Genomic DNA, 13,850 nt, shown 5'->3' on the forward strand with positions numbered 1-13,850 from the left:
CTTTTTCCCCAGCATAAGTGGGGTTTATATTTACTTAATATACTGAGTCAAAAAACAGATATACAAGGGAATTTAACTATTCTAAATTTAGAAAGTATGTAGCAACAAGTTTATTTCATAGATATTATGTACAACTATATTTTGAACCTAACTGTTTCTCCTGCCACAATTGCAATTATTGGGGGTGGGTTTAGTGGTTCTCTTGTTGCAGCCCATATTTTGCGAAATGCAACCATCCCAATTTCTATTAAGTTAATTGAACGAAGAGCAGAAATTGGTAAAGGAGTCGCATATAGTACGTCAGTTGCAGGACATTTGCTCAACGTACCAGCTCTAAAGATGAGCGCTTTTGCAGATAAACCTCAACACTTCTTAACCTGGCTGCATAAAAATGGATATACCGAAGCGACTGCATCGACATTTGCACCGCGTCAGGTGTATGGAGAATATATACAGGCGATTTTAAATGAAGCTGAAGCCAATGCGCCGACTCATGTAAGTTTAGAGAGAATTTGCGATGAAGCGATCGCAATTGAAACCACTGCATACAGTACGAGAATTGAACTAAGTAGCGGTAAATCTCTACACGTGCAAAAAGTTGTCCTCGCCTTGGGGAATTTTCCAGCTTCGCTACCACAACCTATTGCAGCCCTAGGAAATAATCATCCCAATGTTAAAGATGCTTGGTCAACTGATGCAATTAGCAATCTGCGCCCAGATGATTCTATTCTGTTAGTAGGAACTGGGTTAACAATGGTTGATGCAGTTGTGGCTTTAAATCAGCAAGGATTCCGGGGAAAAATTCATGCTGTTTCTCGTCATGGATTAACCCCCCAACGCCACCAAGCGACAATTTATTATCCTGAATATCTGGACTTAGCAACTGCGCCCAAAACAGCGCGGGGGTTACTGTGCTTAGTACGTCGAGAAATTAAAACAGCAGCTATTTACGGTTATGATTGGCGGGCGGTAATTGATGCTATCCGCCCACTCACGCAACAACTTTGGCAAACACTACCACTTGCAGAACAGCGGCGCTTTCTCCGCCATGTCAAAGCTTACTGGGAAGTTTATCGCCACCGGATTGCAGGAGAAATTGCTGAACTATTAGATAGCAAACTCCAATCTGGTCAACTAAATTATTATGGTGGGCGGATTCAGATTTGTCAGCAAGTAGATAATGCAATTGAAGTGAAAATTTGTGAACGGCGAACCCAAGCAGATATTGTTTTACAGGTGAACCGAATTATTAATTGCACAGGTTCAAATTGCAACTATAAGAGGTTAGAAAATCCACTGATTACCAGCTTACAAGCCCAAGGATTGATTCGCCCTCATGCTTTGTCAATGGGGATTGATACAGCCGCCAACGGTGCGGTAATTAATGCTCAAGGAAAAGTTTCCGACAGACTTTATACTCTAGGAACACCACGCAAAGGCGATCTTTGGGAAACTACAGCAGTTCCAGAAATTCGCTCTCAAGCAGCAGCTTTGGCTCAAGAGTTACTGAAATCTCTCAATCCCAGATCCTACGCTATGGAAAGAGATTGGTTCGCTCTCCATCCATTGAGCGATTTCCCCAAACCTGCTATGCTATTTCGTCAACTGTTTGATCGAGAATCGAGTACCTATACATACTTAATTGCAGATCCCCAAACCAAAGCCGCAATCTTGGTAGATCCGGTACTAGAACAGGTAGAACGTGACTTGCAAGTCTTGCAAAAGCTGGATTTGACTTTACTTTACTGCTTAGAGACCCATATTCACGCTGACCATATTACCGGAACAGCTCAACTAAGACAGTTTACAGGTTGTTGGAGTGTTTTACCCGATAAGACTGTGCCGAGCGATCGCTATATTGCTGATGGTGAGATTTTACAATTAGGTTCTGTGCAAATTCAAGCGATCGCCACTCCCGGACATACCGACTCTCACATGGCTTACCTCGTTAACGGTACTCACCTGTTAACCGGAGATGCTTTATTTATCGGGGGTTGTGGTCGTACCGACTTCCAAAATGGTAATGCTGGATTATTGTATGATGTCGTCACCCAAAAGCTATTTACCCTCCCAGATGACACATGGGTATTTCCCGGACACGACTATCAAGGGAGAACAGTATCGACAATTGGTGAAGAAAAACGCTGGAATCCTCGGTTTTTGGGACGTACCCGCAGCCAATTTATTGAACTAATGAACAATTTAAACCTTCCTTATCCGCAAAAGATGTCGGAAGCCATACCCGCCAACCAACGTGGAGGGAAAGTTTTAGTGAGGTTAGATTATCAAATTTGAACCATTATGTAGGATGCGTTATCAACGCATCCTACTTGCTGGATAGGTTACCACTAAAATTACATAACTCCAGCATTAAGTAAAATAGGCTAGCTAATATTCTCTTGAGTCTAAATAAAAGACGCAATATATTGCGTCTCTTTATTTAACATTATTCAGTAGCTTGAGTAATACCATTTTGAAAAAAGAACGCGACAGATGGGGGAGGGCACGGCACCTGTAAGATATTTGATATACCAAAAGATTATGGATGCCGTGCCCCTACATGGAATTGATCTGTCGCAAACATTATTTGAATTGGTATAAGATTTGTGGTGTTAATAAATTGCTATTCTGGTATTTTGTACAATCGCAGGATTTTATAGACCAATTAATAGAAAACTACTAAATAGTGCGAATTTACCTTGTACCTACCTTTTTACTGCATTACCCAACTTAAAGAGGTTTGACTAAGAAACGGTTGTTCTCAATTTTAGCCTCAAAAGGTTTTAGCCCTCGTTCTGCTGGGCCTTTAACCACTTTTCCATCAGTAGCAAATTCAGAACCATGACAAGGACAGACAAAACGCTGCTTCTCTTGTTTCCAATCAACTACACAATTTCTATGAGCACATAGAGGACTGACAGCAACTAATTTTTTATTAGCGCTATTTCTGACAATAAGAACTTTATCAGTTAAAACTTTACCATGCTCATCCAAAATGCTTGCAGGGCCGACAACAGGCTCAAAACCATCAGTTCTCGGTTTAGCTTGCTTAATAGAGTTATTAGATTGTTGTCCAAAAGCAGCGATCGCAGTACCAAAAGTAGAAGCAAAACTGGCTGCAAAAAATAGCAATCTTCGGCGCGTAGCAGAAAAAGGAAAAGTCAAGATATTACCTCTTTAGTTAAGTCATTAAGGAGCAAATAATTCGTAATTGATATTTCATCATAAAAATTACGCATTACCAATTACGAATTATTAATTACTAAGCAGCAACAGGAGTAGGTTTCGCAAACCTTGCATATCGCTCGATATAGAACTCTCTAGAATGAGCGATCGCTTTCACAGATGGACGTTCTTTCAGCGCGTGTTTCCACTGTTTTACACGAGCAAATTCCGCAGGGATACCAAAACCACGATACTCTTTAAGCGCAGGCCAGCGCTCAAACCAAGGGAAAAATGTGAAATCAACCAAACTGATAGATTCACCAAACCAATAGGGGCCATTTTGAGAGAGTTTCCCTAAAGCTTCAGTTTCAATAAATTCTAAATGTTTGTACAGTTCTTGTTTAGCTTCTTCTTGTTTTTGAGCATCTGTACTGCGTAAGAGAGTAGAAAAAGCAGGTACTAATCTTGTATTAGCAAAATCAATCCAAATTCGAGCTTGCGCTTTAGCAATGGGATCGCTAGGTAAAAGTGGTGGATTTGGGAATACTTCATCTAAATATTCATTAATTACCGCCGATTCCCAAACGCGATTTTCGCCATGTGTAATTGCAGGTACTTTGCCATAGGGAGAAACTTTTGTAAAACCCTCTGGCTTATTCTGCAAGTCAATTTCAATCAAATCAAAATCAATGCCTTTTTCTTGCAAAACTAGGCGCGTGCGGTGAGCATAAGGACAAACAACTGCACTATAAATCTTAATGTCAGCCATGCTAATGTTCCTCTATAAATATGTCTGATTACTGGGCATTGTGCTAGAGATTTTCTATTTAAAAAATCTCAAAATTTTTGGATGAATTATTAGTTCAAAATCCCAAATTTTCTTAGCCCTTTAATAAGGGTGAAGTATGTCCCCACTGTCCTGTAAACACAAATTCGCTTAAAGGTTTGCGGGTACGGGGTGCTAATTCGCGATCGCGTAATCCATCAGGGAGATTCTGGGGATCGCCTGGATAGCCAATTGTCAACACAGTTGCAGGTTCATAATCTGCGGGAATTTGGTATATTTCCCTGGCGGTATCTGCATTAAATCCCCCGATTTGATGAGCAAATAAACCTAGAGAAGTTGCTTGAAGAATCAAGTTTTCTATAGCTAGTCCCACATCATGAAATGCGTGTCTGTTTGTCTTTCCATCATCAGTACGAATTTTGGCGATCGCAAGGATCAATACCGGCGCATTTTTCGCCCATCCTTGATTAAACTCCACCAAGGTACTAAATAGGCGATTGTATTCTGTTGCATCCTCTTTAGTTGCAACAATAAAGCTCCAAGGCTGATGATTAAAGGAAGAAGGTGCCCAACGCGCCGCTTCTAACAAAGATAGTAGTTTCTCTGGTTCAACAGCGCGATCGCTAAAAGCTCTAGGACTCCAACGACTGCGAATGAAGTCATGAACAGGGTATTCCGTAGGAGCAAGTTTCTGCGTCATCTGAGTGAATTTCCTGGGTAATGAACTGAATAGATCTACATCACCGATTTATATTTGATTGCTGCTTGCCAAAGGCTTGTAGCAGTTAAAAAACTTGTTTAGAGAAGAAATACTCAATACTACGGTAAATACGTGTAAAAAACGAATTTTAATTATCCTACTGCATCCATCAGCAGTTAATCAAGTATCAGGGAATCAAAAACCGAGAAGTTACGGAATATTGCAATTAATTGCAACCATGAAACATTTATTCAGGAATTTTGATTTGGAGGGCGATCGCAGCAATAACTATATTTGAGGTTAGAAAAAAAATTAGAAATTATATTATGGCTTGGGAAATTACCACTGAAGAGTTGTTGAAAAAATACACTTCCGGTAAGCGAAACTTCGCTGGGGCTGTCGTAATTAGAGAAAAAGGATATGGTAGAGAATTTATTGACCTCGAAGGTGCTGTCTTGCGGGATATCAACTTGCGTGGAGCAGATATAAGTTTCGCTGATTTGAGAGGAGCCGATTTGACTGGAGCCGATCTCTTTGCTGCTTCCTTGAGAGAAGCTCGGTTGGATGGTGCGATTATCAGAAATGCTAATTTGGAATGTGTGAATTTGTTCAGGTCTTATTTAATTGGTGCTGATTTAGTTGGAAGTAACTTGTATCATGCTAATGCCATCGGTGCTATTTTCCGTGAAGCTAGATTTTTGTATGGTGGTGAGCATAACATTTTCATTTGTGCTGATTTTCGGGGTGCTTCCATTGCTCACGACGCAATTTGTCGAGCCATGAATGTAATTTGGGATACTATCATGCCGGATGGCAGTATTGAACGAGGGCCTTATTTCGGAGAGTGGAAATCCATCAGTAAATAAGGTAATTTGTATAACCTCGACCGCGCAAGGAAGTTGCGAGACATTGGCTAACTCAATATAAGACTACAATTGATTCACAGCTTTTATTTAAAAGCCATTTCTTACCAAATTTTCTTACTAAGTCTCCGGACTAATATAAATACGCTCACGGAACAGTATTGCCAGCAGACTTGATTTTACATCTATATCTGTGATACTGTGCCTTCATTGCAAAATCCTGTTAATCGATAGATTTGCCGTAGTTAATTATTGTGCAGCGTGCTTATCACACTGCAAAGCCATAGTTTGCAAGGAATGGGAATCACCCCTTATGCCAAAAGATTGGTTTGAATGGCACGATCTCTATAATACAGAACCAAAATTACAACAACGGCTAGAAATCGTGCGGGAATACATTACCTACAGCTTAGATGCGTCTCCAGCAGGAAGAATCCGTGTAGTTAGTGTTTGCGCTGGTGATGGTAGAGATTTACTCGGAACCCTAGCAAATCACCCCCGCGCCCAAGATGTCTATGCAAGACTGGTGGAGTTAAACCCCAACTTAGTTGAACGCGGAAAAGCAACTATAGAATCATTGGGTTTAGCCAAGCAAATAGAATTTATCAATGGTGATGCAACTATCTCCGCTAATTATGTAGGCGCAGTACCCGCAGATATTGTGATTGTCTGTGGTGTGTTTGGTAATTTGGCTGATGAAGCTGAACTTAAACGCTTGCTAGATAACTTGAGTTTTCTCAGTAAAAAAGGTGCTTTTGTTCTCTGGACTCGCGGACATTCTAACGGTACTGCTTACTCTGACACTGTGCGGAAAGTTTTACAAGCATCACAATTTGAAGAAGTTAAGTTTAAACTCACCGCCACGGGAGATATGGGAGTAGGTATTAATCGTTACGTTGGTGAAAATTTACCTGCACCGAAAGAGCAACAATTATTTGTATTTTCTGGCGTTCCCCATAAAGCTAGGTAATTCAAGATAATTCGTAATTCGTAATACCCTGCGGGAAGCGCAAAGCGCTACGTAATTCGTAATTAAATTTAGGGTTAGAGGATGTTTTAAAAATGGTTAGCTCTGAATTTTAGGCACTTATTGATCCCCCCAACCCCCCTTAAAAAGGGGGGCGAAAAGACTCTCAAAGTCCCCCTTTTTAAGGGGGATTTAGGGGGATCGATAAATTTAGAAGGCTAAACGAGTAGTTTGAAAACACGCTCTAGAGTCCTCAGTTAAAATCACCATTTATAACGTAATTACGAATTGTTAATGACTTTTGCTTTTCAATCCAATAGGATTGCTCTAATTTTCGAGGTTGTCCGACATAATTTTTTTTAAATAGGTGTCAAAAATGGCTATTCAAGACGCTGTATCTAATTGGGAACAACTCTTAGAAACTGCTCGAAAAAATACCCCAGCGCGGAGGGTAAAAAGACCAGGACAAGCTCCATCTACTGCACCTATACCCAGCAGTTTGCATAAACTTCCACCAGACACTAAAGCACCAGTTTTGTTATATAGAGATACTAATTCTTGGTGTCCTTTTTGTGAGAGAGTGTGGTTTGCTCTAGAAGAAAAAGAAATTCCTTTTGAGACAGAGTTTATTGATTTAAGTAATAAGCCAAAATGGTACACTGATTTAGTACCGACTACCCTTGTACCTGGTGCAAAAATTGAAGGTAAGTTAGTGTATGAATCTAAAGATATTCTCTTAGCTTTAGAAGAAAGATTTCCTACACCAGCGTTACTTCCAGAAGATTCAGAAGAAAATGCTGTGGCTAGACAATGGGTAGAAGAGTCAGAAACGAACGGTTTTAGAGATATTGCTTACAAATTCCTCAGAGAAAAAGTTACTGATGCTGATGAATTAGCTAAGTTACAAGCAGAATTTGAAGCTAAATTAGATGAACTTGAACAAACTTTAGGTAAATATCCTGGCCCCTATTTTCTTAGCAATTTTAGCTTGGTAGATATCCTCTACAGTCCCCATCTCGATCGCTTGGCGGCTAACTTACCAGTTTATCGACAGTATCATATCAAAGGTAATCCCCGTTACCCCCGAATCAACGCTTGGTTTGATGCACTCAATCAACGCCCAGCTTATCATCGGGTGAAATCGGATAATATCACCAACAATTTACTTTTACGCCGCAGATGGGGTGTAGAACCGATTGGAAATCCTTTACCCTTAGATCCAGCAGAAAGCGAAGCCATCCAGTTTCGTGCAGAAGCGGCGGAGAGATTGAGCGATAATCGAGAAGCAGCTATTGGTGATATTTTGAGAAACTCAGGTGTACAAGCCTTAGCTGTAGATGGCGATGTTTCTGCAGTTCAAGAGGTGGTTGATTTTCACCTGAGATTGCTTGCTGATTACCTCATCAACGGTAACGGTGAACCTCTACCAGGTGGACGCACAGGTGGTAAAGATGGTAATACTATCGATCCCAAGATAGCTGCCATTGGAGCTATTACACTCGCCTATTTGCGAAATCGCATCTGTGCGCCACGAGATATGAGTGCTGGTGCTGCGACTGCATTCCGCGCCGCTGCTGATAAGGTTTTGGCTTCTCTTTATTAATTTTCCTCAATTTTCATTGGTGACAGGTATCAATCTGTCACCTTTTCAACTGCAAATATGAAAACCCGTCGCTATATTTTAACTGCGATCGCCACTTGTGTATTAACCTGGCTTTTAGCCTTGGCTGGCTGTAGTTCGCAAAATACCTCACAAAGTAACATTTCTCCCGTTGCACAACCCTCTGCTAGTTCACAGGTAAAGGTGATTAATATCGGTCACCAAAGCGGTACACCTGGACTAAATTTGCTGAAGGCGCAGGGATTGTTAGAAAAAAGACTTGCGCCAGAAGGTATTCAAGTTCAATGGATATCCTTCCAAGGTGGCCCTCCGATGATGGAAGCAATGGCTGCTGGTAGTGTTGATATCGGCAACGTAGGAAATCTACCACCTGTATTTGCACAAGCTGGTGGTAATCCCATCCTCTATGTGGCGGCGACGGGTTCAAATGCAGGCGCTCAAGCTATTATTGTGCCTAAAGATTCTCCTATTAAAACCCTTGCTGATTTAAAGGGGAAAAAATTAGCAATTCAAAAAGGAACAGCACTACAATACTTTGTCCTCAAAGCTTTAGAAAGTGCAAAACTGAAGCTGACTGATATTCAACCTGTTTACTTAAAAATTCCCGATAGTACCACAGCTTTTGAAGGTGGTAATGTCGATGCTTTACCTATAGGCGATCCTTATCTCGCTTCTAAAGAATTAAATGGTAGCGTGCGTGTATTAGTTAGAGGTTCCGATGTCGCACCTCAACGCGCTTTTTACATTGCTACAGAAAATTTTGCTAAAAATCACCCCGATTTAGTCAAAATCGTTTTGGAAGAACAAACAAAAGTAGAAGATTGGGCGAAAGCTAATCCTACTGAAGTTGCCAAACTTTTGGCAGTAGAAACTAAATATAAACCAGAAGTTTTGGAATATTCTTTAAAAAATCGTCCCTATTTTGGTGTTTTTGAAATGAAGGATGAATATATTGCTGAACAACAACAAGTAGTTGATTTGTTCTACAGTCAAAAGCTAATTCCTAAAACCTTTCAAGTTAAAGATGCTATTTGGAAACCTTAAATAGGCTAATATATTAGTCATTCATGAAACAAAATTTTGCCACTACTCACAAACGTTTACCCATACTAGTAACATCATCTACTTTGAATCCTAAATGCTTATAAAACTGAATAACATCTGTATTTGAATTGCGTATCTGGATATTTATTTTTGGGCAATTTAGGGACTTGAGTTTAAGAGTTGCTTGCTCAACGAGATACTTACCGATCCCTTGTCGTTGATATTCTGGTGCTACAGCTAAATAGTTGAACCAACCACGATGTCCTCCATAACCTGCCATTATAGTAGCAATAACTTCATCTTCAATTAAACCAATAAGAAACAATTCTGGTTGGACTTGCAATTTAAGTTGAATGTCTTGTTTAGGGTCATTCCACGGTACTACTAAATTACATCGATACCATAAATTAATTACTTGTTCTTCATCTTGCTCTTGATAGGAGCGCAGCAATAAATTTATGTTTTGCATTTTATAGTACAATATTTTTCTATGAAACTATATTACATCACCCTAAATAATACAGATGAAGCTCGCCAGATTGGTCGTGCTTTGTTAGAACAAAAACTAGCTGTTTGCGTCAATTGGTTCCCGATTACCTGTGCTTATATATGGCAAGGGGAAATTACAGAAGAGCCAGAAGTCGTGCTAATTGTCAAAACTCAAGCAAGTTATCGCCATGATATTGAAAAATTAATTAGCCAATATATTAATTACACTAACTTCATTGCGGAGATATCACCCACTAATATTAACGACAAATTTTTAGTATGGTTGAATGCTGAAGTTCCCATACGTTATTCAGAGTAAATATTGGCGATGAGCAGAAATTAAAAAAGTATTTATTTAAAATTTTAGAGCAGTAATTTATCAGCCCATCTGCTCATGCACTGGGGTATTTCACTGACTTTGATTACGTAACCTCAACACTGAAGCAGCGGCAGCAATACACAGAATTATTGCTGCAAACCGAAACGTAGCTTGGAAGCCTGTAACAATCGCATCCGGAGGAGCGACAGATACATCTGCACCTGCTGCTACACTAGCAATTAAGCCGCCAAATACTGCACCTATCAAGGAAACGCCGACAGTATTACCAGATGTGCGTGATAAAGAGAGTAATCCCGAAGCAATTCCTAACCTTTCCCGAGATACTGAACCCATGACGGTAGTATTATTGGGTGATTGAAATAAACCTAACCCAATACCGTAAATAAAATAACGCGATATATAATCCAACTCAGTAATTTGAGCATTAAAGGTACTGATACCCAAACAACCACCAATCATCAATCCCAGCCCAAGGGAACTAATTAATTTCGCACCAAAGCGGTCTGCAAGTATACCAGCGAGCGGGGCAACTAATCCGCTAAGTATAGGCGAAAAAGCTAAGAGTAATCCAACTTTTACTGTCGGATAGTTCTTCACTCGCTCTAAAAAGAATGGGGTAATGAGTAGAGAACCACCAATTACAGTGAACGCTAACCAGCCACTCAGCAAACTCATACTCAGCTGAAGATTGCGGAATAGGTGCAGTTCTAGTAATGGCTGGTCGAGAATAGCTTCTACTACCAGAAAAGTTAAAAAGCTGAGAGTGGCGATCGCAAGTAATACGATGGTGTTAATACTGCTAAAGCCTTCACTTTGCCCAAAGGTCATACCTAAGCCAAAACTACCCAGAGTCCATAAAGCTAACAAGGCTCCTAAAGGGTCGAATGTTTGTTTACTTTCACTAGGGGTAGATGGTGGTACTAACCGCGCCACAAGGAAACTAGCTATGATGCCCAAAGGCACATTGATCAGGAATATACTATGCCAACCTGACAAGTTCAACAGCAATCCGCCCGCAGAAGGGCCAAAAGCAATTCCCAGTGACACGACACTCCCAATAATGCCAACCGCCCGACCTCGTTCGGAAGCTGGGAAGACTTCTGTGATAATTGCCAAACCAAGGCCAGAGATGAACACAGAACCAAGTCCCTGAAGTGCCCGAAAACCAATCAACCACTCAATGCTAGGTGCAAAGCTACATAACAGTGAACTCAAGGTAAATATAATCAGCCCTGCTTGATATAGGGGTTTTTTGCCCCACATATCCCCTAGACGAGTTGCGCCTAAAACTAAACCAGAACTGACTAACTGATAACTCAATACAGCCCACTGGGCCATAGGAAAACTAGTCTGAAAGCTTTGCACCAAAGTGGGTAATGCCACATTGATAATCCCCACATCTAGGGTAGACATGAATACACCTAATCCGACACCTAACAAAACCCAAGATTTTTGAGAGGTGGATAAAGTCAGAGATTGTATTGGCAGTTGGGACAATATTTAGTCTCCTTGTGTAGATGGTTGGGGATTGGGGACTGGGGATTGGGGACTAGGGATGAGGGAGAAATAACTAATGACCAATTACCAAGTACCCATTTTCTTATACAGGCTGTAAATGCCTTACACGTGGCATAATTTCTTCGGCAAAGCGGGTCATTTCCCGTGCAAAAGGATTGAATTGCAGCATAAATGTATCGATACCTGCATCAGAAAAAGCGGCAATTCTGGTAGCAACTGTGTCATAGCTGCCAACTAAGCCTGCGGCTGTCCCACCATTACCACCAACGGCGGGATTTTTAGCGAAGAGTCGGAACATAACTGCATCTGGATCGACACCTTTCGCCACGCTTAATTTTAAATGTTCTTCTTTGCTCTGAAGTTCTGTGAGTCTCTGTAGTTCCTCTTGTGCTTCTGCATCGGTAGGTCGAGCAATGACGAAGGCTGATAAACCAAAACGCACTGGTTGAGGTAGCGTAGGCGTAGCCCGCCGTAGGCATCGCGGACGGCTCAATACTTGCTTAATTACCTGACGTACATCTTCGATTGGCTGACCGTTGATAAAGTAGATATCTGCTTGTTCAGCTGCTAAAATCTGGGCGGGATCGGATGCACCTCCTAAGTAGATTGGGGGATGGGGCTTGGCGATGGAAGTAGGACGTAAGCTTAAATCTGTGATTTTAAAATATTCTCCCTCAAAGTTAACCCTCTCCCCACTCCACAAAGCTCTAACAACTTTTAACCATTCACCAGAATAGCGGTAACGTTCATCGTGGGGAGGAAAGGGAATATTGGTGCGTTCCATTTCTGGACGAAACCAAGCGCTAATCAAGTTGATGGCAAACCGCCCGCGACTAATAGCGTCAATCCCTAACGCCATCTTTGCTAGTACAGCTGGATGGAATAGTAAAGGCTTAATGGCGGCGATAATCTCAATTTTTTCTGTCGCCTCAGCTAAAGCTGCAGAAGCTGTCCAAGTTTCTAACTGCTCTAACTCTAAACTGCGTGGGTTGGCGAGATGCTGTGCCACCAAGGTTGTAGCGTATCCCAAGCGTTCAGCTTCTAAAATCAGCGATCGCGATCGCTCATAACTCGCATCGATGGGTTCTTCTTGAGTATCTAGGGGGCCAAAGTTACCACCAACAGGTGCCCAAATACCATAACGTGGTTTTGACATGGTGAACTCCAAGTTAATTGGGGAATGAGGAGATGAGGTAGGGGAAATACTATGTTGGATTATTTTATAATACGGTAAATTTATCGAGTTAGTGTATTATATTGAAAGTTGCGATCGCTTCCTGATGATCTCTTGCACTTGATAGCAACAGAAGTAGACGAGTGCAAACAAACCCAGGTAAACCTCTGGAGAATTTTTATGAGCAACAAGCATATTGAAGTCAAACCAGTAGCTGGTCACATCGGTGCAGAAATCGGTGGTGTAGACCTTTCCCGTCCTCTATCCGATGAAGCAGTAGCCGAAATTCGTCAAGCGCTGTTGAAGTGGAAAGTCATATTCTTTCGCAATCAGAACATTGACCACGCAGCACAGATTGCTTTCACATCTCGTTTTGGCGAAGTGACTTATGCACACCCCCACGAGGATGAACCAATCGAAGGCTTTGCCGAAATCCTGCCTATCGACCGCAGCCGCTACGAACGGAAAAATGGTCTGCGTCGCGCCAGTTATGAAAACCGTTGGCACACCGATGTGACAGCAGTTGTTAACCCACCAGCAGGTTCTATTTTGCGTGCAGTTAACGTTCCTAGCTTTGGTGGTGACACACAGTGGACTAATTTAGTTGCAGCTTACGAGGGACTATCAGCACCGGTGAAGGCGCTAGCAGACACATTAAAAGCACAACATCACTTCAATGCACGCTTGCGTTTATCCAGCAATAGTAAGCTTGCACAACGCATCGCCGCCAATCCCCAGGTTTCTATTCACCCAGTCGTGCGAGTGCATCCAGAAACAGGCGAACGTGCATTATTTGTGAATCCTGGCTTTACCTCTCACATTCTCGATGTATCGCCACAAGAAAGCGATTTACTACTAGAATTGTTCTTCAATCAAATTACCAAACCTGCTTATACCACCCGTTTCCATTGGAACAACGGTGATATTGCCTTCTGGGACAACCGCGCCACCGCACATTTAGCACCGCAAGATCTAGATCATATAGAAGTCGAGCGCGTACTTTATCGCACCACCATTACTGGTGATATCCCCGTCGGCCCCGATGGCTTCAGATCGCAAATAGTTGAAGGTGAGCCTTTAACTAGCGAATTACCAACCGTACTCAAAAACAAAGCCGAACAGCGACAACCCGTGCTTTCATAAGTCATATAGTTTTCAACTAGGCTGCTGATACAGTTCACA

13 protein-coding genes are annotated in these 13,850 nt (G+C 41.6%); 7 read left to right on the forward strand and 6 right to left on the reverse strand.

The features are described from left to right. Positions 1-126: 126 nt before the first annotated feature. Entirely contained in the window at positions 127-2,295 is a 2,169-nt protein-coding gene (locus AACU25_RS18490; protein ID WP_096578051.1) for an FAD/NAD(P)-binding protein, read from the forward strand. A 435-nt stretch (positions 2,296-2,730) separates the two neighbouring features. Here the strand turns inward: AACU25_RS18490 and AACU25_RS18495 are convergent, their stop codons facing one another. The 3 genes from AACU25_RS18495 to AACU25_RS18505 all read right to left on the reverse strand — a co-directional run bounded on the left by AACU25_RS18495 (position 2,731) and on the right by AACU25_RS18505 (position 4,652). Further along, positions 2,731-3,165, reverse strand: coding sequence for a QcrA and Rieske domain-containing protein (locus AACU25_RS18495; RefSeq protein WP_190445841.1), 435 nt, complete (start codon positions 3,163-3,165; stop codon positions 2,731-2,733). 97 nt (positions 3,166-3,262) lie between these two features. Beyond that, on the reverse strand, positions 3,263-3,934 hold the full coding sequence (locus AACU25_RS18500; RefSeq protein ID WP_096578055.1) for a glutathione S-transferase family protein: 672 nt from the start codon (positions 3,932-3,934) through the stop codon (positions 3,263-3,265). Positions 3,935-4,046: 112 nt separating this feature from the next. Then, entirely contained in the window at positions 4,047-4,652 is a 606-nt protein-coding gene (locus tag AACU25_RS18505; RefSeq protein ID WP_096578057.1) for a nitroreductase family protein, read from the reverse strand. 326 nt (positions 4,653-4,978) lie between these two features. On the opposite strand from AACU25_RS18505, the gene AACU25_RS18510 reads away from it, so the two are divergent. From AACU25_RS18510 to AACU25_RS18525, 4 genes are all read left to right on the forward strand, one after another. Continuing rightward, entirely contained in the window at positions 4,979-5,518 is a 540-nt protein-coding gene (locus AACU25_RS18510; RefSeq protein WP_096578059.1) for a pentapeptide repeat-containing protein, read from the forward strand. 310 nt (positions 5,519-5,828) lie between these two features. Further along, positions 5,829-6,485, forward strand: a complete 657-nt coding sequence (locus AACU25_RS18515) for a class I SAM-dependent methyltransferase family protein (protein WP_096578061.1) — start codon at positions 5,829-5,831, stop codon at positions 6,483-6,485. A gap of 373 nt (positions 6,486-6,858) precedes the next feature. Next, entirely contained in the window at positions 6,859-8,085 is a 1,227-nt protein-coding gene (locus AACU25_RS18520; protein WP_096578063.1) for a glutathione S-transferase family protein, read from the forward strand. Between the two features lie 57 nt (positions 8,086-8,142). Continuing rightward, positions 8,143-9,147: an aliphatic sulfonate ABC transporter substrate-binding protein gene (locus tag AACU25_RS18525; RefSeq protein WP_096578065.1), complete on the forward strand. Its 1,005-nt coding sequence runs from the start codon at positions 8,143-8,145 to the stop codon at positions 9,145-9,147. 46 nt (positions 9,148-9,193) lie between these two features. On the opposite strand, the gene AACU25_RS18530 is transcribed toward AACU25_RS18525, so the two are convergent. Next, positions 9,194-9,616 (reverse strand): GNAT family acetyltransferase, encoded by a 423-nt coding sequence (locus AACU25_RS18530; protein WP_096578067.1) that lies wholly within the window; start codon positions 9,614-9,616, stop codon positions 9,194-9,196. A 21-nt stretch (positions 9,617-9,637) separates the two neighbouring features. Here AACU25_RS18530 and cutA point away from each other — a divergent pair, with 21 nt between their 5' ends. Beyond that, on the forward strand, positions 9,638-9,955 hold the full coding sequence (cutA, locus tag AACU25_RS18535) for a divalent-cation tolerance protein CutA (protein ID WP_096578069.1): 318 nt from the start codon (positions 9,638-9,640) through the stop codon (positions 9,953-9,955). Between the two features lie 90 nt (positions 9,956-10,045). Here cutA and AACU25_RS18540 read toward each other — a convergent pair whose 3' ends face one another. Both AACU25_RS18540 and AACU25_RS18545 read right to left on the reverse strand, forming a co-directional pair. Continuing rightward, positions 10,046-11,473 carry an MFS transporter gene (locus AACU25_RS18540; RefSeq protein ID WP_096578071.1) on the reverse strand — a complete coding sequence of 476 codons (1,428 nt, stop codon included), beginning with the start codon at positions 11,471-11,473 and terminating at the stop codon, positions 10,046-10,048. Positions 11,474-11,576: 103 nt separating this feature from the next. Further along, a complete protein-coding gene (locus tag AACU25_RS18545) occupies positions 11,577-12,650 on the reverse strand; it encodes an LLM class flavin-dependent oxidoreductase (RefSeq protein WP_096578073.1) in 1,074 nt (357 codons plus the stop codon). A 198-nt stretch (positions 12,651-12,848) separates the two neighbouring features. Between AACU25_RS18545 and AACU25_RS18550 the strand changes: the two genes are divergently transcribed. Further along, positions 12,849-13,811: a TauD/TfdA dioxygenase family protein gene (locus AACU25_RS18550; protein WP_096578075.1), complete on the forward strand. Its 963-nt coding sequence runs from the start codon at positions 12,849-12,851 to the stop codon at positions 13,809-13,811. Positions 13,812-13,850: the final 39 nt, after the last annotated feature.

Source organism: Tolypothrix tenuis PCC 7101, assembly GCF_963874875.1.
GTDB classification, from domain to species: Bacteria; Cyanobacteriota; Cyanobacteriia; order Cyanobacteriales; family Nostocaceae; genus Aulosira; species Aulosira tenue.